The organism is Streptomyces sp. MI02-7b (assembly GCF_033793585.1).
GTDB lineage: Bacteria > Actinomycetota > Actinomycetes > Streptomycetales > Streptomycetaceae > Actinacidiphila.
Genome location: NZ_JARAWX010000003.1, coordinates 134,598 through 151,760, shown reverse-complemented (window position 1 = coordinate 151,760; position 17,163 = coordinate 134,598). Strand labels below are relative to the sequence as shown.

General features: G+C 68.2%; 28 protein-coding genes. 1 reads left to right on the top strand and 27 read right to left on the bottom strand.

Annotated elements, in window-relative coordinates; translation table 11 throughout:
• The first annotated feature begins 2 nt into the window (after window positions 1-2).
• On the top strand, window positions 3-1,850 hold the full coding sequence (locus tag PV364_RS05400) for a hypothetical protein (protein WP_319658502.1): 1,848 nt from the start codon (window positions 3-5) through the stop codon (window positions 1,848-1,850).
• Between the two features lie 106 nt (window positions 1,851-1,956).
• On the opposite strand, the gene truA is transcribed toward PV364_RS05400, so the two are convergent.
• The 27 genes from truA to rplB form a co-directional block, all read right to left on the bottom strand.
• Window positions 1,957-2,814 carry a tRNA pseudouridine(38-40) synthase TruA gene (truA, locus tag PV364_RS05395; RefSeq protein WP_319658501.1) on the bottom strand — a complete coding sequence of 286 codons (858 nt, stop codon included), beginning with the start codon at window positions 2,812-2,814 and terminating at the stop codon, window positions 1,957-1,959.
• A gap of 75 nt (window positions 2,815-2,889) precedes the next feature.
• Window positions 2,890-3,393, bottom strand: coding sequence for a 50S ribosomal protein L17 (gene rplQ, locus PV364_RS05390; RefSeq protein ID WP_319658500.1), 504 nt, complete (start codon window positions 3,391-3,393; stop codon window positions 2,890-2,892).
• Between the two features lie 82 nt (window positions 3,394-3,475).
• A complete protein-coding gene (locus PV364_RS05385; RefSeq protein ID WP_319658499.1) occupies window positions 3,476-4,498 on the bottom strand; it encodes a DNA-directed RNA polymerase subunit alpha in 1,023 nt (340 codons plus the stop codon).
• A gap of 162 nt (window positions 4,499-4,660) precedes the next feature.
• Window positions 4,661-5,065 carry a 30S ribosomal protein S11 gene (gene rpsK / locus PV364_RS05380; protein WP_003956432.1) on the bottom strand — a complete coding sequence of 135 codons (405 nt, stop codon included), beginning with the start codon at window positions 5,063-5,065 and terminating at the stop codon, window positions 4,661-4,663.
• 65 nt (window positions 5,066-5,130) lie between these two features.
• Entirely contained in the window at window positions 5,131-5,511 is a 381-nt protein-coding gene (gene rpsM / locus PV364_RS05375) for a 30S ribosomal protein S13 (protein ID WP_089226450.1), read from the bottom strand.
• Between the two features lie 184 nt (window positions 5,512-5,695).
• Window positions 5,696-5,809, bottom strand: a complete 114-nt coding sequence (gene rpmJ / locus PV364_RS05370; protein ID WP_003956441.1) for a 50S ribosomal protein L36 — start codon at window positions 5,807-5,809, stop codon at window positions 5,696-5,698.
• A 29-nt stretch (window positions 5,810-5,838) separates the two neighbouring features.
• The gene (infA, locus tag PV364_RS05365; RefSeq protein WP_003956442.1) at window positions 5,839-6,060 is read right to left on the bottom strand and encodes a translation initiation factor IF-1; all 222 of its coding nucleotides are present in this window, start codon (window positions 6,058-6,060) and stop codon (window positions 5,839-5,841) included.
• Window positions 6,061-6,191: 131 nt separating this feature from the next.
• Complete coding sequence (gene map / locus PV364_RS05360; RefSeq protein WP_319658498.1) at window positions 6,192-7,031, bottom strand: type I methionyl aminopeptidase; 840 nt, start codon at window positions 7,029-7,031, stop codon at window positions 6,192-6,194.
• Between the two features lie 91 nt (window positions 7,032-7,122).
• Window positions 7,123-7,797 carry an adenylate kinase gene (locus PV364_RS05355; RefSeq protein ID WP_319658497.1) on the bottom strand — a complete coding sequence of 225 codons (675 nt, stop codon included), beginning with the start codon at window positions 7,795-7,797 and terminating at the stop codon, window positions 7,123-7,125.
• Window positions 7,797-9,110 (bottom strand): preprotein translocase subunit SecY, encoded by a 1,314-nt coding sequence (gene secY, locus PV364_RS05350; RefSeq protein WP_319658496.1) that lies wholly within the window; start codon window positions 9,108-9,110, stop codon window positions 7,797-7,799. The genes PV364_RS05355 and secY overlap by 1 nt, the downstream gene beginning before the upstream one ends.
• 210 nt (window positions 9,111-9,320) lie before the next feature.
• The gene (gene rplO, locus PV364_RS05345) at window positions 9,321-9,785 is read right to left on the bottom strand and encodes a 50S ribosomal protein L15 (RefSeq protein ID WP_319658495.1); all 465 of its coding nucleotides are present in this window, start codon (window positions 9,783-9,785) and stop codon (window positions 9,321-9,323) included.
• A 1-nt stretch (window position 9,786) separates the two neighbouring features.
• Window positions 9,787-9,969, bottom strand: coding sequence for a 50S ribosomal protein L30 (rpmD, locus tag PV364_RS05340; protein WP_018558884.1), 183 nt, complete (start codon window positions 9,967-9,969; stop codon window positions 9,787-9,789).
• A complete protein-coding gene (rpsE, locus tag PV364_RS05335; protein WP_319658494.1) occupies window positions 9,969-10,574 on the bottom strand; it encodes a 30S ribosomal protein S5 in 606 nt (201 codons plus the stop codon). Before rpsE ends, rpmD begins: the two co-directional genes overlap by 1 nt.
• A gap of 40 nt (window positions 10,575-10,614) precedes the next feature.
• A complete protein-coding gene (gene rplR / locus PV364_RS05330; protein ID WP_319658493.1) occupies window positions 10,615-10,998 on the bottom strand; it encodes a 50S ribosomal protein L18 in 384 nt (127 codons plus the stop codon).
• A gap of 3 nt (window positions 10,999-11,001) precedes the next feature.
• Entirely contained in the window at window positions 11,002-11,541 is a 540-nt protein-coding gene (gene rplF, locus PV364_RS05325) for a 50S ribosomal protein L6 (RefSeq protein WP_319658492.1), read from the bottom strand.
• A 21-nt stretch (window positions 11,542-11,562) separates the two neighbouring features.
• The gene (gene rpsH / locus PV364_RS05320; RefSeq protein WP_319658491.1) at window positions 11,563-11,961 is read right to left on the bottom strand and encodes a 30S ribosomal protein S8; all 399 of its coding nucleotides are present in this window, start codon (window positions 11,959-11,961) and stop codon (window positions 11,563-11,565) included.
• 264 nt (window positions 11,962-12,225) lie between these two features.
• The gene (locus PV364_RS05315) at window positions 12,226-12,411 is read right to left on the bottom strand and encodes a type Z 30S ribosomal protein S14 (protein ID WP_003948630.1); all 186 of its coding nucleotides are present in this window, start codon (window positions 12,409-12,411) and stop codon (window positions 12,226-12,228) included.
• Window positions 12,412-12,414: 3 nt separating this feature from the next.
• A complete protein-coding gene (rplE, locus tag PV364_RS05310) occupies window positions 12,415-12,984 on the bottom strand; it encodes a 50S ribosomal protein L5 (RefSeq protein WP_319658490.1) in 570 nt (189 codons plus the stop codon).
• Complete coding sequence (rplX, locus tag PV364_RS05305) at window positions 12,984-13,307, bottom strand: 50S ribosomal protein L24 (RefSeq protein WP_319658489.1); 324 nt, start codon at window positions 13,305-13,307, stop codon at window positions 12,984-12,986. Before rplX ends, rplE begins: the two co-directional genes overlap by 1 nt.
• Before the next feature lie 3 nt (window positions 13,308-13,310).
• A complete protein-coding gene (rplN, locus tag PV364_RS05300) occupies window positions 13,311-13,679 on the bottom strand; it encodes a 50S ribosomal protein L14 (RefSeq protein WP_319658488.1) in 369 nt (122 codons plus the stop codon).
• Window positions 13,680-13,835: 156 nt separating this feature from the next.
• Window positions 13,836-14,120 (bottom strand): 30S ribosomal protein S17, encoded by a 285-nt coding sequence (gene rpsQ / locus PV364_RS05295; RefSeq protein ID WP_319658487.1) that lies wholly within the window; start codon window positions 14,118-14,120, stop codon window positions 13,836-13,838.
• A complete protein-coding gene (rpmC, locus tag PV364_RS05290) occupies window positions 14,120-14,344 on the bottom strand; it encodes a 50S ribosomal protein L29 (RefSeq protein WP_319658486.1) in 225 nt (74 codons plus the stop codon). The genes rpsQ and rpmC overlap by 1 nt, the downstream gene beginning before the upstream one ends.
• On the bottom strand, window positions 14,344-14,763 hold the full coding sequence (rplP, locus tag PV364_RS05285; RefSeq protein WP_319658485.1) for a 50S ribosomal protein L16: 420 nt from the start codon (window positions 14,761-14,763) through the stop codon (window positions 14,344-14,346). The genes rpmC and rplP overlap by 1 nt, the downstream gene beginning before the upstream one ends.
• A gap of 5 nt (window positions 14,764-14,768) precedes the next feature.
• A complete protein-coding gene (rpsC, locus tag PV364_RS05280; RefSeq protein WP_319658484.1) occupies window positions 14,769-15,599 on the bottom strand; it encodes a 30S ribosomal protein S3 in 831 nt (276 codons plus the stop codon).
• The gene (gene rplV, locus PV364_RS05275) at window positions 15,599-15,946 is read right to left on the bottom strand and encodes a 50S ribosomal protein L22 (RefSeq protein WP_319139012.1); all 348 of its coding nucleotides are present in this window, start codon (window positions 15,944-15,946) and stop codon (window positions 15,599-15,601) included. The genes rpsC and rplV overlap by 1 nt, the downstream gene beginning before the upstream one ends.
• A gap of 49 nt (window positions 15,947-15,995) precedes the next feature.
• Window positions 15,996-16,277 (bottom strand): 30S ribosomal protein S19, encoded by a 282-nt coding sequence (gene rpsS, locus PV364_RS05270; RefSeq protein WP_018558873.1) that lies wholly within the window; start codon window positions 16,275-16,277, stop codon window positions 15,996-15,998.
• Between the two features lie 12 nt (window positions 16,278-16,289).
• A complete protein-coding gene (gene rplB / locus PV364_RS05265; protein WP_319658483.1) occupies window positions 16,290-17,126 on the bottom strand; it encodes a 50S ribosomal protein L2 in 837 nt (278 codons plus the stop codon).
• Window positions 17,127-17,163: the final 37 nt, after the last annotated feature.

Below are 17,163 nucleotides of genomic sequence, written 5' to 3'. Positions count from 1 at the left end.
GCATGCCCTCCCTGCGTACGCTGCTGACCCTCCCCCGCATGCTCCGCCACGGCACCGCCGTCGGCGCCGGGCTGCCGCCGGACGAGGCCGTCGTGCTCGACGTGCCCGGCGCTCCGCTGCGCGCCGCGCTGGCCGTGGCGGGCACCGGCGACCCCGGCCCGGCCCGGGACCTGCTGTCGGCCACCCGGCTGGGCTGCGAATGGGAACGGCGGGACGTGTACGTGGCCGAGATGGCGCAGTTCGCACTGCACAACCCCGGCTGGCTGGACGCGTGGCTGGCCGCTTCCCCCGACGACCCGGACGCGACGCTGGTCAAGGCCGACCTGTCCCTCCTCCAGGCCTGGGAGATACGCAGCGGCGCCCGCGCCAAGGACGTCGAGCCCGAGCAGTTCAAGGCCTTTTTCGCCCTGCTCAAGGACGCCGTCCCGGTGATCGGCAGCGCCGCCGAGCTCAACCCGTCGGATCCCGTGCCGTGGCGGATCGCGCTCACCCACGCACGCGGCATCCAGGCCTCCCGCGAGATCTTCGACGCCTACTGGGCCGAGGCCGTCGAGCGCTCGCCGCACCACTACGGCTGCCACGCCACCGCGCTGCAGTACCTGTGCGCGAAGTGGTACGGCTCCCACGAGGAGATGTTCGACTTCGCCGAGCACGCCGCAGACGAGGCGCTGCCCGGCTCGAAGATCAACGCCCTGCCGCTGCTGGCCGCCGTGGAGTACGACATCGTCGCCGGCGGTGCCCCCGCCGACGGCGAGGACGGCGAGGACGTCATCGACCCGGCCCGGCTCACCGCCGCCGTCGACCGCGCCATGGAGCTGTCCACCTGGTACGAGCCCGGTGACCCCGAGGCGGCGGACTTCCGCAACCACCTGGCCCTCATGCTGCTCCGGACGAGCCGCTGGGAGGAGGCGCTGGCCGTCTTCCGGGACATCGGCGTGCACGCCACCAGCCTCCCCTGGGTGTACCTGGGCGCCGATCCGCGCCAGGAGTTCCTGGACTTCCGCACCGGCGTCCGCATGCAGGTGGCCACCCGCACGCGGTTCTTCCACGCCCCGCCGCGCCCGCCGGTCCCGGCCAGCCCTCCGGAGTGGGCCCCGCGCGCCCTCGCGGTCGCCGCGGCGCCGTTGCCCGCGGTCGCCCAGGCCGCGCTGCTGTGCCGCACGGCGCTGCGGCTGGCGCCCGCCGGGGGCGGCTTCACCTACGTCGAACTGACCGGTGAGGGAAGCCTCGCGGGCGTGGTCGACCTGTTCACGGCGGGCGAGAAGTGGCCGGCGGTCGTGCTGCAGCGGTCCGGCGACCGGTACGGGATCACGCTCTCCTCCCGCGGCAGGAGGCTGGCCGCCCACGAATGGGCGCCCGGCGCGCCGGTCCCCTCCCTCGACAGGGCCGGCTCCACGGCCGCCGCGCTCGCGGCCGCCTTCGGCATACCCGACGCACGGCCCCTGACGTCCCTGCTGCGCGGCACTGACGCCCCCGCACGGCGGCTCGCGGACACCGCCGCGGCCCTGGGCCTGCCGGCCCTCCCGGAGGGCTTCGGGGACCACCCTGGCGTCCTCGACGGGCTGCCCGGCGCGCGCATACTGGCCCAGCGGGGCTTCCTGACCGGCGTGAAGGACTCGCTCACCACGGACGAGAGCGCCCTGTCGTTCCCCGCCCCGGGTACCGCCGTCCGGCTGCCGTACCGCTGGTGGCTGCTGCGCGTCCTGTACCTGTTCTTCCTGCTGCCCGGTGCCGCCTTCACCTGGTACAGCGCGTTCCACGGCCACCTGCGCGCGGTCCCGCTCGTGGTGACGTCCCTGGGCGCGGCCTACGTCCTCGCGCAGGTCGCGCTGGCCCTGCGCCGCCGCTAGGCGCCCCGCGGGAACCGGGGGACGTGCGCCTGCGGTGCGCCGTGGCGGGCCGCGCAGTTCCCCGCGCCCCTTCTGCCCCCACCGCGGGCACGCCGTGGCGGGACGGTCAGGGGGTGGTGGGTGGGGCGCAGGGGAGGGTGCGGAGGTTGCGGGCCTCGCGGTTGCGGGCGGCGAGGAGGTCGTCCGCGGGGTAGCCGACCTCTTCGAGGGTCAGGCCGTGCGGCCGCACCACGTTGACCGCCGAGTGCCGCACCCGCCCGGCCAGCACCTCGCCGGGGAAGCCCTCCGGGCGGTGCCCGTCGCCGACCAGCAGCATCGCCCCGACCAGGGCGCGCACCATGTTGTGGCAGAACGCGTCCGCGCGGACCGTCGCGACGGCCACCCCGGACGGATCACGCTCCCAGTGCAGCTCCAGCAGGGTGCGGATGGTCGTCGCGCCCTCGCGCTTCTTGCAGTACGCGGCGAAGTCGTGCTCCCCGAGCAGCCGCTCCGCCGCCGCGTTCATGAGGTCGACGTCGACCGGCCGGTCGTGCCACAGCACATGGCCGCGCAGCAGCGGGTCGACCCCGCCCTGGTGGTCGCCGACCCGGTAGGCGTAGCGCCGCCAGATCGCCGAGAAGCGCGCGTTGAAGCCCGCCGGGGCCTGCCCGACGCGCCACACGCGCACGTCCCAGGGCAGCCGCCCGGCCAGCCGGCGCAGCAGCTTGTCGCCCTCCCGGGCCCACACGTCCTGCGGCAGGTCCACGTGCGCGACCTGTCCGCGCGCGTGCACGCCCGCGTCCGTGCGCCCGGCCACGGTCAGCTCGACCGGGTCGGGCAGCCGCAGCACGGTCTGGAGGGCCGACTCCAGCTCACCCTGCACGGTCCGCCGGCTGCGCTGCTTCGCCCAGCCGGAGAACTCGGCCCCGTCGTACGCCAGGTCCAGCCGCACCCGGACAAAGCCGGGAGCCACCTCGTCACTCACCAGTCACTCCACCAGTCACTCAAACGGAACGGGCCCGCCCCCAGGAATCTGGGTGCGGGCCCGTCCGAGTACGCCTTACGCGTCCTTGGACTCCTCGGCCGGAGCCTCGGCGGCCTCGGCCTTGTCCTCGACCTCGGCGGGAGCCTCGGTCTTGGTCTCGGCCTCCTTGACCGCGCGCTTGGTCGCGGCCTCCGCCTCGCCCGTGGCCTGCTGGGCCACGGTCAGCGCCTCCACCAGCTCGATGACCGCCATCGGCGCGTTGTCGCCGCGACGGTTACCGATCTTGGTGATGCGGGTGTAGCCACCCGGGCGGTTCTCGTACCGCGGGGCGATCTCGGTGAAGAGCGTGTGGACGATGCTCTTGTCCGTGATCGTCTGCAGCACCAGGCGACGGTTGTGGATGTCGCCCTTCTTCGCCTTGGTGATCAGGCGCTCCGCGACCGGACGCAGACGGCGCGCCTTGGCCTCGGTGGTGGTGATGCGACCGTGCTCGAACAGCGACTTCGCGAGGTTCGCGAGAAGCAGACGCTCGTGCGCGGCGCTGCCGCCCAGACGGGCACCCTTGGCGGGCTTCGGCATGGTGTTTCTCCTCAATCTCTGCACCGGCCGTGTCAGGTACCGGTGTCAGGGCCCCCCGGGCGGGCGCCCGGGGGCAGTCAGATCAGTACTGCTCGGTCTCGACGAAGCCGGCGTCGACGTCGTCGTCCGCGCCGAAGGCGTCGGCGGCGGCGGTCGGGTCGAATCCGGGCGGGCTGTCCTTGAGGGCCAGGCCCATGCCGGCCAGCTTCGCCTTGACCTCGTCGATCGACTTCGCACCGAAGTTGCGGATGTCGAGCAGGTCCGCCTCGGAGCGCGCCACGAGCTCACCCACGGAGTGGATGCCCTCGCGCTTGAGGCAGTTGTACGAACGGACGGTGAGCTCGAGCTCCTCGATCGGGAGCGCGAGGTCCGCCGCCAGGGCGGCGTCCGTCGGGGACGGGCCCATGTCGATGCCCTCGGCGTCGACGTTCAGCTCGCGGGCGAGACCGAACAGCTCGACGAGGGTCTTGCCGGCCGACGCCACGGCGTCACGGGGACGCATGGCGGGCTTGGTCTCGACATCGACGATCAGCTTGTCGAAGTCGGTGCGCTGCTCGACACGGGTCGCCTCGACCTTGTAGCTGACCTTGAGCACCGGGCTGTAGATGGAGTCGACCGGGATACGGCCGATCTCCTGGCCCTGCTGCTTGTTCTGGACGGCGGAGACGTAGCCGCGACCGCGCTCGACGGTCAGCTCCATCTCCAGCTTGCCCTTGCCGTTCAGCGTGGCGAGGACGAGGTCGGGGTTGTGCACCTCGACACCGGCCGGGGGCGCGATGTCGGCGGCGGTGACCACACCCGGGCCCTGCTTGCGCAGGTACATCACGACCGGCTCGTCGTGCTCCGAGGAGACGACCAGCTGCTTGATGTTGAGGATGAGGTCGGTGACGTCCTCCTTGACGCCCGGCACGGTGGTGAACTCGTGCAGGACACCGTCGATCCGGATCGAGGTGACGGCGGCACCCGGGATCGAGGAGAGGAGCGTGCGGCGGAGCGAGTTGCCGAGGGTGTAGCCGAAGCCCGGCTCCAGCGGCTCGATCACGAACCGGGAGCGGAATTCGTCGACGACCTCTTCGGTCAACGAGGGGCGCTGAGCGATCAGCATGGATAAAGCCTTCCAGTCATCGGCACCCGCTATTTGATGCCGAGCCGCCGGGCGTCAGCCCGATATCGATACTGCAAGGGTACGGGCGGTGCGGCGCCCGAAGCGCCGCACCGCCCGGAACCCGTGGCGCTGCGCCGGCGCGAGGCGCCGGCACATCACTGGTCAGACGCGCCGGCGCTTCGGCGGGCGGCATCCGTTGTGCGGAGTCGGGGTGACGTCCTGGATCGAGCCCACCTCCAGGCCGGTGGCCTGGAGCGAGCGGATCGCGGTCTCACGGCCGGAGCCGGGACCCTTGACGAACACATCGACCTTGCGCATGCCGTGCTCCTGCGCGCGACGCGCGGCCGACTCGGCGGCCATCTGCGCGGCGAACGGGGTCGACTTGCGCGAGCCCTTGAAGCCGACGTGGCCGGCGGAGGCCCAGGAGATCACGTTGCCGGACGGGTCCGTGATCGAGACGATGGTGTTGTTGAACGTGCTCTTGATGTGCGCGTGGCCGTGAGCGACGTTCTTCTTTTCCTTGCGGCGCACCTTCTTGGCAGCGCCCTGACGACCCTTGGGGGGCATCTACTAACTCCTACGGGAGGTGGTCGGTCCTACAGCGAAGACCGCTGACGAGCGTCCGCTGAGGACTACTTCTTGCCCGGCTTCTTCTTACCGGCGATGGCGCGACGCGGGCCCTTGCGGGTGCGGGCGTTGGTGTGGGTGCGCTGGCCGTGGACCGGCAGGCCGCGGCGGTGGCGCAGGCCCTGGTAGCAGCCGATCTCGACCTTGCGGCGGATGTCCGCCTGGATCTCGCGACGGAGGTCACCCTCGGTCTTGATGTTGGCGTCCACGTACTCGCGGATCTTGACCAGGTCCTCTTCGTCCAGGTCGCGAACGCGGGTGTTCGGGTTCACGCCCGTGGCGGCGAGGGTCTCCTGGGCCAGGGTGCGGCCGATGCCGAAGACGTAGGTGAGGGCAACCTCCACGCGCTTTTCGCGCGGGATGTCAACACCTGAAACGCGTGCCATTCAATGGCTCCTGTTGGTGTTCGGGGGTCTTCCGCAGCACCACTCCTGACCGCCGTACGAGGTACGGATCAGGTCCCCGGCCCCCGGCCGGAGGTGTCGTCAGCCTTGATCGGCTCAACGGATGCTGCGTATGTACACATTGCTTGCGTCGCGCGAAGAACTGCGAGGTGCAGGTCGGTGTGCGTCAGCCCTGGCGCTGCTTGTGGCGCAGGTTGTCGCAGATGACCATGACCCGGCCGTGACGGCGGATCACCTTGCACTTGTCGCAGATCTTCTTGACGCTCGGCTTGACCTTCATGGGATGTCAGGTTCTCCGGGTCGTGAGATCTACTTGTAGCGGTAGACGATCCGTCCGCGCGTGAGGTCGTAGGGAGACAGCTCCACAACGACTCGGTCATCGGGGAGGATGCGGATGTAGTGCATACGCATCTTGCCGCTGATGTGCGCGAGGACCTTGTGACCGTTCTGCAGCTCCACCTTGAACATAGCGTTCGGCAGAGACTCGATCACGGTGCCCTCGATCTCAATGGCGCCTTGCTTCTTGGCCATGTCCTGCTTTCGGGATCGGCTACCTTGGTCGGCTTTTGGCATGCCTGAAGACATACGTGAGCCGACGTGTCAGTCTACGCCAGGCATCCGTGAAAGACGAATCCGGGGTGTATGCCCCCGAACGAAGATCATTAAGCAAGCGGGTCGGGCGCCGCCGTGACCCCGTGCTCCGCCAGCTTGGCCTTGCCGCCGTCCTCGGCGGTCAGCACCAGCGGGCCCTGCTCGGTCAGCGCGACCGAGTGCTCCCAGTGCGAGGCCCAGGTGCCGTCGGTGGTGACCACGGTCCACTGGTCCTGCAGCACCCGGGTGTGCGGGGTGCCCAGGCTGACCATCGGCTCGATGGCGAGGCACATGCCCGGCACCAGCTTGGGCCCGCGGCCCCGGCCGCGCTCGACGTAGTTCAGCACGTGCGGCTCCATGTGCATCGCCGAGCCGATGCCGTGGCCGCCGTACCCCTCGACGATCCCGTACTTGCCCTTGGAGGGCAGCGGCTGCCGGCGGATGTAGGACTCCACTCCGCGGCTGATGTCCTGGAGCCGGTTGTTCTTCTTCACCTGGGCGATGCCGGACCACATCGAGCCCTCGGTGGTCGCGCTGAGCTGCAGCAGCTCCGGTGCCACCGCGCCGACCGGGACGGTGATCGCCGCGTCGCCGTGCCAGCCGTCGACGATCGCGCCGCAGTCGATGGAGATCAGGTCGCCCTCCTCCAGCACCCGCCCGCCGGGGATCCCGTGCACGACCTCGTCGTTCACCGACGCGCAGATCACACCGGGGAAGTACAGACCGCCGTGGTCGGCCTTGAAGTTGGAGGTGGCGCCGTGGTCGGCGATCACCTTGGCCGCGATCTCGTCCAGATCGCCGGTGCTCACCCCCGGCGCGACCGCGTCGCGGCACGCCTTGAGCGCCGCCGCGACGACCAGCCCCGCGGCGCGCATCTTCGCGATCTGCTCGGGGGTCTTGATCTCCACCATCGGCTCTCGCCTTCCTCAGTGCAGCGGATAGCTCAACGGTACGGCCGCGGCGTCCTCCCGGACACCGCGGCCGCAACGCACTCTGACAGGTTCAGGCGGCGCTGTCGCCCGTGGCCTTCTTGACGCCCAGGGCTTCCATCGCCCGCTGGGTGACCTCGGAGACCTTGCCCAGAGCCGAGATCGTGCGGACCAGGCCCTGCTGCTTGTAGTAGTCGATGATCGGCTCGGTCTTGCTGTGGTACTCCTCGAGCCGGACCCTGACCTTCTCCTCGGTGTCGTCCGAGCGCTGGTAGAGCTCCCCACCGCACTCGTCGCAGACGCCCTCGACGGCCGGAGGGTTGTAGACCACGTGGAAGACGTGGCTGCCGTCCTTGCGGCACAGCCGGCGACCGGCGATCCGCTTGACGACCTCTTCCTCCGGGACCTCCAGGTCCAGGACCGCGTCCAGCGCTATCCCGTTCTCGCTGAGGATCGTGTCGAGCGCCTGGGCCTGGCCGACGTTCCGCGGGAAGCCGTCCAGCAGGAAGCCGTTCGCGGCGTCCGGCTGGAGCATGCGGTCCTGGGCCATGCCGATGGTGATCTCGTCGGGAACCAGCCGGCCGGCGTCCATGTACTCCTGGGCCTTGCGGCCCAGTTCCGTGCCCTGGCTGATGTTCGCCCGGAAGAGGTCGCCCGTGGAGATGTGCGGGATCGACAGGTTCCTGGCAAGGTACGCGGCCTGCGTACCCTTGCCGGCCCCGGGGGGCCCGACGAGGACAATGCGCATCAGCGGAGGAACCCTTCGTAGTTACGCTGCTGAAGCTGGCTCTCGATCTGCTTCACGGTTTCCAGGCCGACACCCACGATGATCAGGATGCTCGTCCCGCCGAACGGGAAGTTCTGGTTCGCGTTGAACAGCACCAGCGCCACGGTGGGCACCAGGGCGATCAGACCCAGGTACATCGCGCCCGGCCACGTGATGCGGTTGAGCACGTAGCTGAGGTACTCCGCGGTGGGTCGACCAGCCCGGATGCCCGGGATGAACCCACCATACTTCTTCATGTTGTCCGCGACTTCCTCGGGGTTGAACGAGATGGCCACGTAGAAGAAGGCGAAGAAGACGATCAGCAGGAAGTACGTCGTGATGTAGATCGGGTGATCGCCCTTGACCAGGTTGTCCCTGACCCAGTTTGCCCACGTTGAGGTGGATCCACTGAACTGGACGACCAGTGACGGGATGTACAGGAGCGATGACGCGAAGATGACGGGAATCACACCCGCCTGGTTCACCTTCAGCGGGATGTAGGTGGACGTACCGCCGTAGGAACGGCGGCCGATCATGCGCTTGGCGTACTGCACGGGGATCCGGCGCTGCGCCTGCTCCACGAAGACCACCAGGGCCACCATCGCCAGGCCGACCAGGATGACCGCACCGAACTCGACCCAGCCGTCCGCGATCTTGCCGGACTTCTTGATCGCCCAGAGGGCGCCGGGGAAGCCGGCCGCGATGGACAGGAACATCAGGATCGACATGCCGTTGCCGATGCCGCGGTCGGTGATCAGCTCGCCCAGCCACATGATGAAGGCGGTGCCCGCGGTCATCGTGATGACCATCGTGACGGTCGTGAAGATCGACTGGTTCGGGACGATGCTGAAGCGCTCGGTGCACCCCTGGAACAGGCTGCCGGAGCGGGCGGTCGCCACCAGGCCCGTGCCCTGCAGGACCGCGAGGGCCACCGTCAGGTAACGGGTGTACTGCGTGATCTTCGTCTGGCCGGCCTGACCCTCCTTCTTGAGGGCCTCGAGCCGGGGAATGACCACGGTCAGCAGCTGCAGGATGATGCTCGCCGTGATGTACGGCATGATCCCGAGCGCGAAGATGGTCAGCTGAAGGAGCGCGCCGCCGCTGAAGAGGTTCACCAGGCCGAAGAGACCCTGGCTACCCTGCACCTCCTTGATGCACTGGTTCACGACCTGGTAGTCGATCCCCGGGATCGGGATGTGCGCACCCAGCCGGAACAGCACCATGATGCCCAGCGTGAACAGCAGCTTCTTGCGCAGGTCGGGCGTCCTGAACGCCCGGGCGAACGCGGTGAGCACGGTGCCTCCTGCGCCCCCCGCTTCTTGGGCGGGAGGTAACGGTTGAACAGCAACGAATACGAGTGTGATCCCAGACCCGCGTCAGCACACAGGCTTCACGAGACTAGCAGCGTCTGCCACCTTACCGGCGCACGACCACCGCTTGGAATGAACAACCGGGGATGCTCCGCACAATGTGCGGAACATCCCCGGTCGGGTGTGCCATCAGTCTCAGACGAGCTCGGTGACCGAGCCGCCCGCAGCGGTGATCTTCTCCTTGGCGGAGCCGGAGACCGCGTCAACGGCCACCTGCAGCGCCACGGAGATCTCGCCGGTGCCGAGCACCTTGACGAGCTGGTTCTTGCGCACCGCGCCCTTGGCGACCAGATCGGCCACCGTGACCTCGCCACCCTCGGGGTAGAGCGCGGCCAGCTTGTCCAGGTTCACGACCTGGAACTCGGTGCGGAAGGGGTTCTTGAAGCCCTTCAGCTTCGGGAGGCGCATGTGGAGGGGCATCTGCCCGCCCTCGAAGCGCTCCGGAACCTGGTAGCGGGCCTTGGTGCCCTTCGTACCACGACCGGCCGTCTTGCCCTTGGACGCCTCACCACGACCCACACGGGTCTTGGCGGTCTTGGCACCGGGGGCCGGACGGAGGTTGTGGACCTTCAGCGGGTTCGACGTGTTGTCGGTTCCCATGTCAGTCGACCTCCTCGACCGTGACGAGGTGGCGGACAGTGTGGACCATGCCGCGGATCTCCGGGCGGTCCTCCTTGACCACAACGTCGTTCAGCCGCTTCAGGCCGAGCGAACGCAGGGTGTCACGGTGGTTCTGCTTGCTGCCGATGTACGACTTGACCTGCGTGACCTTGAGGCGAGCCATTACGCACCCACCCCAGCACGCGCCCGGAGCAGAGCCGCGGGAGCCACGTCCTCGAGGGGCAGGCCACGACGGGCGGCGATCTCCTCGGGGCGCTGCAGGCCCTGGAGAGCGGCCACCGTGGCGTGCACGATGTTGATCGCGTTGTCGGAGCCGAGCGACTTCGACAGGACGTCGTGGATGCCGGCGCACTCCAGAACGGCGCGCACCGGACCACCGGCGATCACACCCGTACCGGGGGAAGCAGGCTTGAGCAGGACGACGCCCGCGGCCTTCTCGCCCTGGATGGGGTGGGGGATGGTGCCCTGGATACGGGGGACCTTGAAGAAGTGCTTCTTGGCCTCCTCAACACCCTTGGCGATGGCGGCCGGCACCTCCTTGGCCTTGCCGTAACCGACACCCACGGTGCCGTCACCGTCGCCCACCACGACCAGCGCGGTGAAGCTGAAGCGACGACCACCCTTCACAACCTTGGCGACGCGGTTGATCGCGACAACGCGCTCAACGTACGCGGTCTTCTCGGCGGCAGCTGCGCCGCCGTCACGGCCCTTCCGGTCCCGCCGCTCGCCGCCACCGGCACCGCCACCGCGGCGCTGGGGTCCAGCCATTGGATTACCTCTCTCTGTTTCCGCTAGCTACGGAACCGGCTCAGAAACCGAGCCCGGCTTCGCGGGCGGCGTCGGCAAGGGCGGCAATGCGCCCGGCGTACCGGTTGCCACCACGGTCGAACACGACGGTCTCGACACCGGCCGCCTTGGCGCGCTCGGCGACCAGCTGGCCGACCTTCTTCGCCTGCTCGGTCTTGTCGCCCTCGGCACCCCGGATCGAGGTGTCCAGGTGCGACGCCGAGGCCAGCGTGTGGCCCTTGAGGTCGTCGATGACCTGCGCCGTGATACCGCGGTTGGACCGGGTCACGACCAGGCGCGGACGCGCCTCGGTGCCCGAGACACGCTTGCGGACCCGGATGTGGCGGCGCTTCTTGGCGGCGCCCTTGTAAGCATCGCCCTTGGCGATCTTCACACCGTATGCCATGGCTTACTTACCAGCCTTTCCGACCTTGCGGCGGATGACTTCGCCCTCGTACTTGACACCCTTGGCCTTGTACGGGTCGGGCTTCCGCAGCTTGCGGATGTTCGCGGCGACCTCGCCGACCTTCTGCTTGTCGATGCCCTCGACCGAGAACTTGGTCGGGTTCTCGACCTTGAAGGAGATGCCCTCGGGGGCCTCGACAAGGATCGGGTGGCTGTAGCCCAGGGCGAACTCCAGGTTGGAGCCCTTCGCCTGGACGCGGTAGCCGACACCGCTGATCTCGAGCTTCTTCACGTAGCCCGCGGTCACGCCGGTGATCATGTTCGCCACCAGCGTGCGGGACAGGCCGTGCAGGGCCTTGTTCTGACGCTCGTCGTTCGGACGCGTCACCTGCAGGGTGCCGTCCTCGCCCTTGACGATGTCGATCGGCGCGGCAACGGTGTGGGTCAGGGAACCCTTGGGGCCCTTCACCGAGACCGTCCGGCCATCGATGGTGACGTCCACGCCGGCGGGAACCGGGATGGGCAGCCGTCCAATTCGCGACATGGCTTTACCTCCGTTTCCCGACTACCAGACGTAGGCGAGGACTTCCCCACCCACGCCCTTCTTGTTCGCCTGCTTGTCGGTGAGGAGCCCGTGGGAGGTGGAGATGATCGCCACGCCCAGGCCGCCGAGCACCTTCGGCAGGTTGGTGGACTTTGCGTAGACCCGCAGACCGGGCTTGCTGATGCGCTTGATGCCGGCGATCGAGCGCTCGCGGTTCGGACCGAACTTCAGCTCGAGAACGAGGTTCTTGCCGACCTCGGCGTCCTCGACCTTCCAGCCGGTGATGTAACCCTCCTGCTGGAGGATTTCCGCGATGTGCGACTTGATCTTGCTGAACGGCATCGTGACGTCGTCGTGATACGCGGAATTCGCGTTCCGCAGACGCGTCAGCATGTCTGCGATCGGGTCAGTCATGGTCATGTGATGGCCTTAGGCCTCTCTCGCCGGGGTTTCCTATATGCGCCATCCCTCTCCCCCATCAGACTGGGGACGGGTGCGGCGCGGGGACCTACGGCGTAGTAAGACGGTCATGGGCGACGAGCGCCCAACCCTTCTACCTTACGGTATGCGGGAAGGGAGTTCCGCCGCCCGCCAGGGCGCCCCCGGAGGGGCGGTGGCGGGCGACGGGCGGGATCTCGCCGTCCTTGATGCTCACCGAGAGTCCGGCACAACCCAGAAGGGTTGTTACCAGGAGCTCTTGGTCACGCCCGGCAGCTCACCGCGGTGTGCCATCTCACGAAGGCACACGCGGCAGAGGCCGAACTTGCGGTACACGGAGTGCGGACGGCCGCAACGCTGGCAGCGCGTGTAGCCACGCACGCCGAACTTGGGCTTGCGGGCGGCCTTCGCGATAAGAGCCTTCTTCGCCACGGCTCACGCCTCCTTGAACGGGAAGCCGAGGTGACGAAGGAGCGCGCGGCCCTCAGCGTCGTTGGTCGCCGTGGTCACCACGGTGATGTCCATACCCCGGACACGGTCGATCTTGTCCTGGTCGATCTCGTGGAACATGACCTGCTCCGTGAGACCGAAGGTGTAGTTGCCGCGGCCGTCGAACTGCTTCGGCGAAAGACCCCGGAAGTCGCGGATACGCGGAAGCGCGAGCGACAGCAGGCGGTCCAGGAACTCCCACATGCGGTCACCGCGGAGGGTGACGTGGGCGCCGATCGGCTGACCCTCGCGCAGCTTGAACTGCGCGATGGACTTCCGGGCCTTGGTGACGGCCGGCTTCTGGCCGGTGATCGTGGTGAGGTCGCGGATGGCGCCCTCGATCAGCTTGGAGTCGCGGGCGGCGTCGCCCACACCCATGTTGACCACGATCTTGGTGAGACCGGGGATCTGCATGACGTTCTCGTACTGGAACTCGTCACGCATCTTGCCCGCGATCTCCTCGCGGTAGCGCGCCTTCAGACGCGGCTTCACGTGCGTCGTGTCGGTGGTAGTCATCAGATGTCCTCACCGGTCCGCTTGGCAACGCGGATCTTGTTGCCCTCGTCGTCGAAGCGGTAGCCGACGCGGGTCACGACCTTGTTCCCGTCCTTCTCCACGACCAGCTGGACGTTGGAGACGTGCACGGGGGCCTCGGTCGTGATGATGCCGCCGGTCTTCGAACCGCGGTCCGTCTGGCCGGCCTTCGTGTGCTTCTTGACCCGGTTGACACCCTCGACCAGGACGCGGTCCTCAGCCGGGTAGGCCGCGATGACCTTGCCCTGCTTGCCCTTGTCCTTACCGGTGATGACCTGGACCAGGTCGCCCTTCTTGATCTTCATCGGTTACAGCACCTCCGGCGCGAGCGAGATGATCTTCATGAACTTCTTCTCGCGCAGCTCCCGGCCCACCGGGCCGAAGATGCGGGTGCCGCGGGGGTCACCGTCGTTCTTGAGGATGACGGCCGCGTTCTCGTCGAAGCGGATGTACGAACCGTCGGCACGGCGGCGCTCCTTGACGGTGCGCACGACGACCGCCTTGACGACGTCGCCCTTCTTCACGTTGCCACCGGGGATCGCGTCCTTGACGGTGGCGACAATGACGTCACCGATTCCCGCGTAGCGGCGACCGGAGCCACCGAGCACACGGATGCAAAGGATTTCCTTCGCACCAGTGTTGTCGGCGACACGAAGTCGCGACTCCTGCTGGATCACGTCTATCTCCTGATCGTCTGCCGGTTCCCGCAGGATCCTTGCGGATCACCCTGCGAGCCTGGCGGAACCGTCCTGCGGGATGTTCCCCGCAGGAATTGCTGACCGGCTCCGGACCGGCCGCGTGCGATCACGCGGCCGGTCCGGGGGCCCGGCGTGTTACTTGGCCTTCTCGAGGATCTCGACGACGCGCCAGCGCTTGGTCGCGGACAGCGGCCGGGTCTCCATGAGGAGGACACGGTCGCCGACACCCGCGGCGTTCTGCTCGTCGTGCGCCTTGAGCTTGTTGGTGCGGCGGATGACCTTGCCGTAGAGGGCGTGCTTCACACGGTCCTCGACGGCGACCACAACGGTCTTGTCCATCTTGTCGCTCACCACGAGGCCCTCACGGGTCTTGCGGTCGCCGCGCTGCTCGCTGCTCTCAGTCACATTCTTCTCGCTCATCAGGCGTTCTCCACCGTCTCGATGCCGAGCTCACGCTCACGCATGAGGGTGTAGATCCGGGCGATGTCCTTGCGGACGATCTTCAGCCGGGAGTTGTTCTCGAGCTGTCCGGTGGCCGCCTGGAAGCGGAGGTTGAACAGCTCCTCCTTGGCCTCACGCAGCTTGCCGACGAGCTCCTCGTCGCCCAGCTGACGCAGCTCGGTCGCCTTGGTACCGGCCGCCATCACAGCTCACCTGCCTCGCGCCGGACGATCCGGCACTTCATCGGAAGCTTGTGGGCGGCTCGGGTGAGCGCCTCACGCGCAACCTTCTCGTTCGGGAAGGACAGCTCGAACATCACCCGACCGGGCTTGACGTTCGCGACCCACCACTCGGGGGAGCCCTTACCGGAACCCATGCGGGTTTCGGCCGGCTTCTTCGTGAGGGGACGGTCCGGGTAGATGTTGATCCAGACCTTGCCGCCACGGCGGATGTGACGGGTGATGGCGATACGAGCGGACTCGATCTGCCGGTTCGTCACATAGGCCGGGGTCAGCGCCTGGATGCCGTACTCACCGAACGCCAGCTCGGTGCCACCCTTGGCCATGCCATCGCGCTTGGGGTGGTGCTGCTTACGGTGCTTGACCCGACGGGGGATCAGCATGGGGGTCAGGCCTCCGTTCCAGTGGTCTCCGCGGCCGGAGCCTCAGCGGTGGTCGCCTCGGCCTTGGGGGCCTGGGCGTCACCCTGGGGACGGCGGCCGCGGCCGCCGCGCTCGCCACCGCGGCGCTGCGGGCGGTCGTTGCCGGCGCCGCCACCACGGGCCGGGCGGTTGCCGGCACGGGCCGCGGCGTTGTCCGCGCGGACCTCGGCGATGTTCTTGACATCGCCCTTGTAGATCCAGACCTTCACGCCGATACGGCCGAAGGTCGTCTTGGCCTCGAAGAAGCCGTAGTCGACGTTGGCGCGCAGCGTGTGCAGCGGAACGCGACCCTCGCGGTAGAACTCGGAGCGGGACATCTCGGCGCCGCCGAGACGGCCACCGCACTGGATCTTGATGCCCTTGGCGCCGGCCTTCATCGTGCTCTGCATGCTCTTGCGCATGGCACGACGGAAGGAGACGCGGGAGGACAGCTGCTCGGCGACGGCCTGGGCCACCAGCTGAGCGTCCGTCTCCGGGTTCTTGACCTCGAGGATGTTCAGCTGGACCTGCTTGCCGGTCAGCTTCTCCAGGTCGCCGCGGATACGGTCGGCCTCCGCGCCGCGACGGCCGATGACGATGCCCGGCCGGGCGGTGTGGATGTCGACGCGGACGCGGTCACGGGTGCGCTCGATCTCGACCTTCGAGATGCCGGCCCGCTCCATGCCCTGCGTCATCATCCGGCGGATGGCGACGTCTTCCTTGACGTAGTCCTTGTACAGCTTGTCGGCGTACCACCGGGACTTGAAGTCCGTGGTGATGCCGAGGCGGAACCCGTACGGGTTAACCTTCTGGCCCATTACCGGGTTCCTTCCTTGCTGCTGACGACCACGGTGATGTGGCTGGTCCGCTTACGGATCCGGTAGGCACGGCCCTGCGCACGCGGACGGAACCGCTTCAGGGTCGGGCCCTCGTCCACGAACGCCTCGCTGATGTACAGCGACTCGGCATCGGTGTGGTCGTAGTTGTGCGCGGCGTTGGCAATGGCGCTGTCGAGCACCTTGCCCACCGGCACGCTCGCGGCCTGCGGGGCGAAACGCAGGACCGCCTGAGCCTCCGTGGCACTCATGCCACGGATGAGGTCCACCACGCGGCGGGCCTTCATGGGCGTGACGCGGATGTACCGCGCCTGGGCCCTGGCTTCCATGGTTGTCCCTTCGGTGTCTGTCTTTGTCGTCACTGTTCCGCTCCGCAGGTCAGCGACGACGCGACTTGCGGTCGTCCTTCTCGTGGCCGCGGAAGGTGCGGGTCGGCGCGAACTCGCCGAGCTTGTGGCCGACCATCGACTCGGTGACAAACACCGGGACGTGCTTACGGCCGTCGTGCACCGCGATCGTGTGGCCCAGCATCGCCGGGATGATCATCGAGCGGCGGGACCAGGTCTTGATGACGTTGTGGGTACCGGCCTCGTTCTGAACGTCCACCTTCTTGATGAGGTGGTCGTCGACGAAGGGCCCCTTCTTGAGACTGCGCGGCATCTAAACCCGCTCCTAGCGCTTCTTGTTCGTCTTGCGGCGGCGGACGATGTACTTGCTGCTGGCCTTCTTCGGCGAGCGAGTACGACCTTCCTTCTGGCCCCACGGGCTGACCGGGTGGCGACCACCGGAGGTCTTGCCCTCACCACCACCGTGCGGGTGGTCGACGGGGTTCATGGCCACACCGCGGACGGTCGGGCGGACGCCCTTCCAGCGCATACGGCCGGCCTTGCCCCAGTTGATGTTCGACTGCTCGGCGTTGCCGACCTCGCCGATGGTGGCGCGGCAGCGGACGTCGACCATGCGAACTTCACCGGACGGCATGCGAAGGGTGGCCATGGAGCCCTCCTTCGCCAGCAGCTGCACCGAAGAGCCCGCGGAACGGGAGATCTTCGCGCCGCCGCCGGGACGCAGCTCGATGGCGTGCACCGTCGTACCGACCGGGATGTAGCGCAGCGGCAGGTTGTTGCCCGGCTTGATGTCGGCCCCGGGGCCGTTCTCGATCCGGTCACCCTGGCTCAGCTTGGCCGGCGCGAGGATGTAGCGCTTCTCGCCGTCCGCGTAGTGCAGGAGCGCGATGCGCGCGGTGCGGTTGGGGTCGTACTCGATGTGCGCGACCTTGGCCGGCACGCCGTCCTTGTCGTGACGACGGAAGTCGATCACGCGGTAGGCGCGCTTGTGGCCACCACCCTGGTGGCGAACGGTCACACGACCGGCGTTGTTACGGCCGCCCTTGCTGTGCAGCGGGCGGACCAGCGACTTCTCCGGCGTGGACCGCGTGACCTCGACGAAGTCGGCGACGCTGGAGCCACGACGGCCCGGGGTCGTCGGCTTGTACTTGCGGATACCCATTTCTCAGTCCTCGGAAGATTCCGGACTTCGACTCGTC

Excerpts from the sequence above, each read along its gene's own strand:
- rpsC (WP_319658484.1), bottom strand. The coding sequence starts at position 15,599 with ATGGGCCAGAAGGTTAACCCGTACGGGTTCCGCCTCGGCATCACCACG.
- rplR (WP_319658493.1), bottom strand. The coding sequence starts at position 10,998 with ATGGCATACGGTGTGAAGATCGCCAAGGGCGATGCTTACAAGGGCGCC.
- rpsM (WP_089226450.1), bottom strand. The coding sequence starts at position 5,511 with ATGGCACGCGTTTCAGGTGTTGACATCCCGCGCGAAAAGCGCGTGGAG.
- map (WP_319658498.1), bottom strand. The coding sequence starts at position 7,031 with ATGGTGGAGATCAAGACCCCCGAGCAGATCGCGAAGATGCGCGCCGCG.
- rpmC (WP_319658486.1), bottom strand. The coding sequence starts at position 14,344 with ATGGCGGCCGGTACCAAGGCGACCGAGCTGCGTCAGCTGGGCGACGAG.
- rpsE (WP_319658494.1), bottom strand. The coding sequence starts at position 10,574 with ATGGCTGGACCCCAGCGCCGCGGTGGCGGTGCCGGTGGCGGCGAGCGG.
- rplQ (WP_319658500.1), bottom strand. The coding sequence starts at position 3,393 with ATGCCGAAGCCCGCCAAGGGTGCCCGTCTGGGCGGCAGCGCCGCGCAC.
- rpsQ (WP_319658487.1), bottom strand. The coding sequence starts at position 14,120 with ATGAGCGAGAAGAATGTGACTGAGAGCAGCGAGCAGCGCGGCGACCGC.
- infA (WP_003956442.1), bottom strand. The coding sequence starts at position 6,060 with ATGGCCAAGAAGCAAGGCGCCATTGAGATCGAGGGCACCGTGATCGAG.
- rplV (WP_319139012.1), bottom strand. The coding sequence starts at position 15,946 with ATGGAAGCCAGGGCCCAGGCGCGGTACATCCGCGTCACGCCCATGAAG.
- rplX (WP_319658489.1), bottom strand. The coding sequence starts at position 13,307 with ATGAAGATCAAGAAGGGCGACCTGGTCCAGGTCATCACCGGTAAGGAC.
- rpsS (WP_018558873.1), bottom strand. The coding sequence starts at position 16,277 with ATGCCGCGCAGTCTCAAGAAGGGGCCCTTCGTCGACGACCACCTCATC.
- rplE (WP_319658490.1), bottom strand. The coding sequence starts at position 12,984 with ATGACTACCACCGACACGACGCACGTGAAGCCGCGTCTGAAGGCGCGC.
- rplF (WP_319658492.1), bottom strand. The coding sequence starts at position 11,541 with ATGTCGCGAATTGGACGGCTGCCCATCCCGGTTCCCGCCGGCGTGGAC.
- rplO (WP_319658495.1), bottom strand. The coding sequence starts at position 9,785 with ATGGGAACCGACAACACGTCGAACCCGCTGAAGGTCCACAACCTCCGT.
- PV364_RS05385 (WP_319658499.1), bottom strand. The coding sequence starts at position 4,498 with ATGCTGATCGCTCAGCGCCCCTCGTTGACCGAAGAGGTCGTCGACGAA.
- PV364_RS05355 (WP_319658497.1), bottom strand. The coding sequence starts at position 7,797 with ATGCGCATTGTCCTCGTCGGGCCCCCCGGGGCCGGCAAGGGTACGCAG.
- rplB (WP_319658483.1), bottom strand. The coding sequence starts at position 17,126 with ATGGGTATCCGCAAGTACAAGCCGACGACCCCGGGCCGTCGTGGCTCC.
- rpmD (WP_018558884.1), bottom strand. The coding sequence starts at position 9,969 with ATGGCTCGCCTCAAGGTCACGCAGGTCAAGTCGTACATCGGCAGCAAG.
- PV364_RS05400 (WP_319658502.1), top strand. The coding sequence starts at position 3 with ATGCCCTCCCTGCGTACGCTGCTGACCCTCCCCCGCATGCTCCGCCAC.
- rpsH (WP_319658491.1), bottom strand. The coding sequence starts at position 11,961 with ATGACCATGACTGACCCGATCGCAGACATGCTGACGCGTCTGCGGAAC.
- rpmJ (WP_003956441.1), bottom strand. The coding sequence starts at position 5,809 with ATGAAGGTCAAGCCGAGCGTCAAGAAGATCTGCGACAAGTGCAAGGTG.
- rplP (WP_319658485.1), bottom strand. The coding sequence starts at position 14,763 with ATGCTGATCCCCCGTCGGGTCAAGCACCGTAAGCAGCACCACCCCAAG.
- rpsK (WP_003956432.1), bottom strand. The coding sequence starts at position 5,065 with ATGCCCCCCAAGGGTCGTCAGGGCGCTGCCAAGAAGGTGCGCCGCAAG.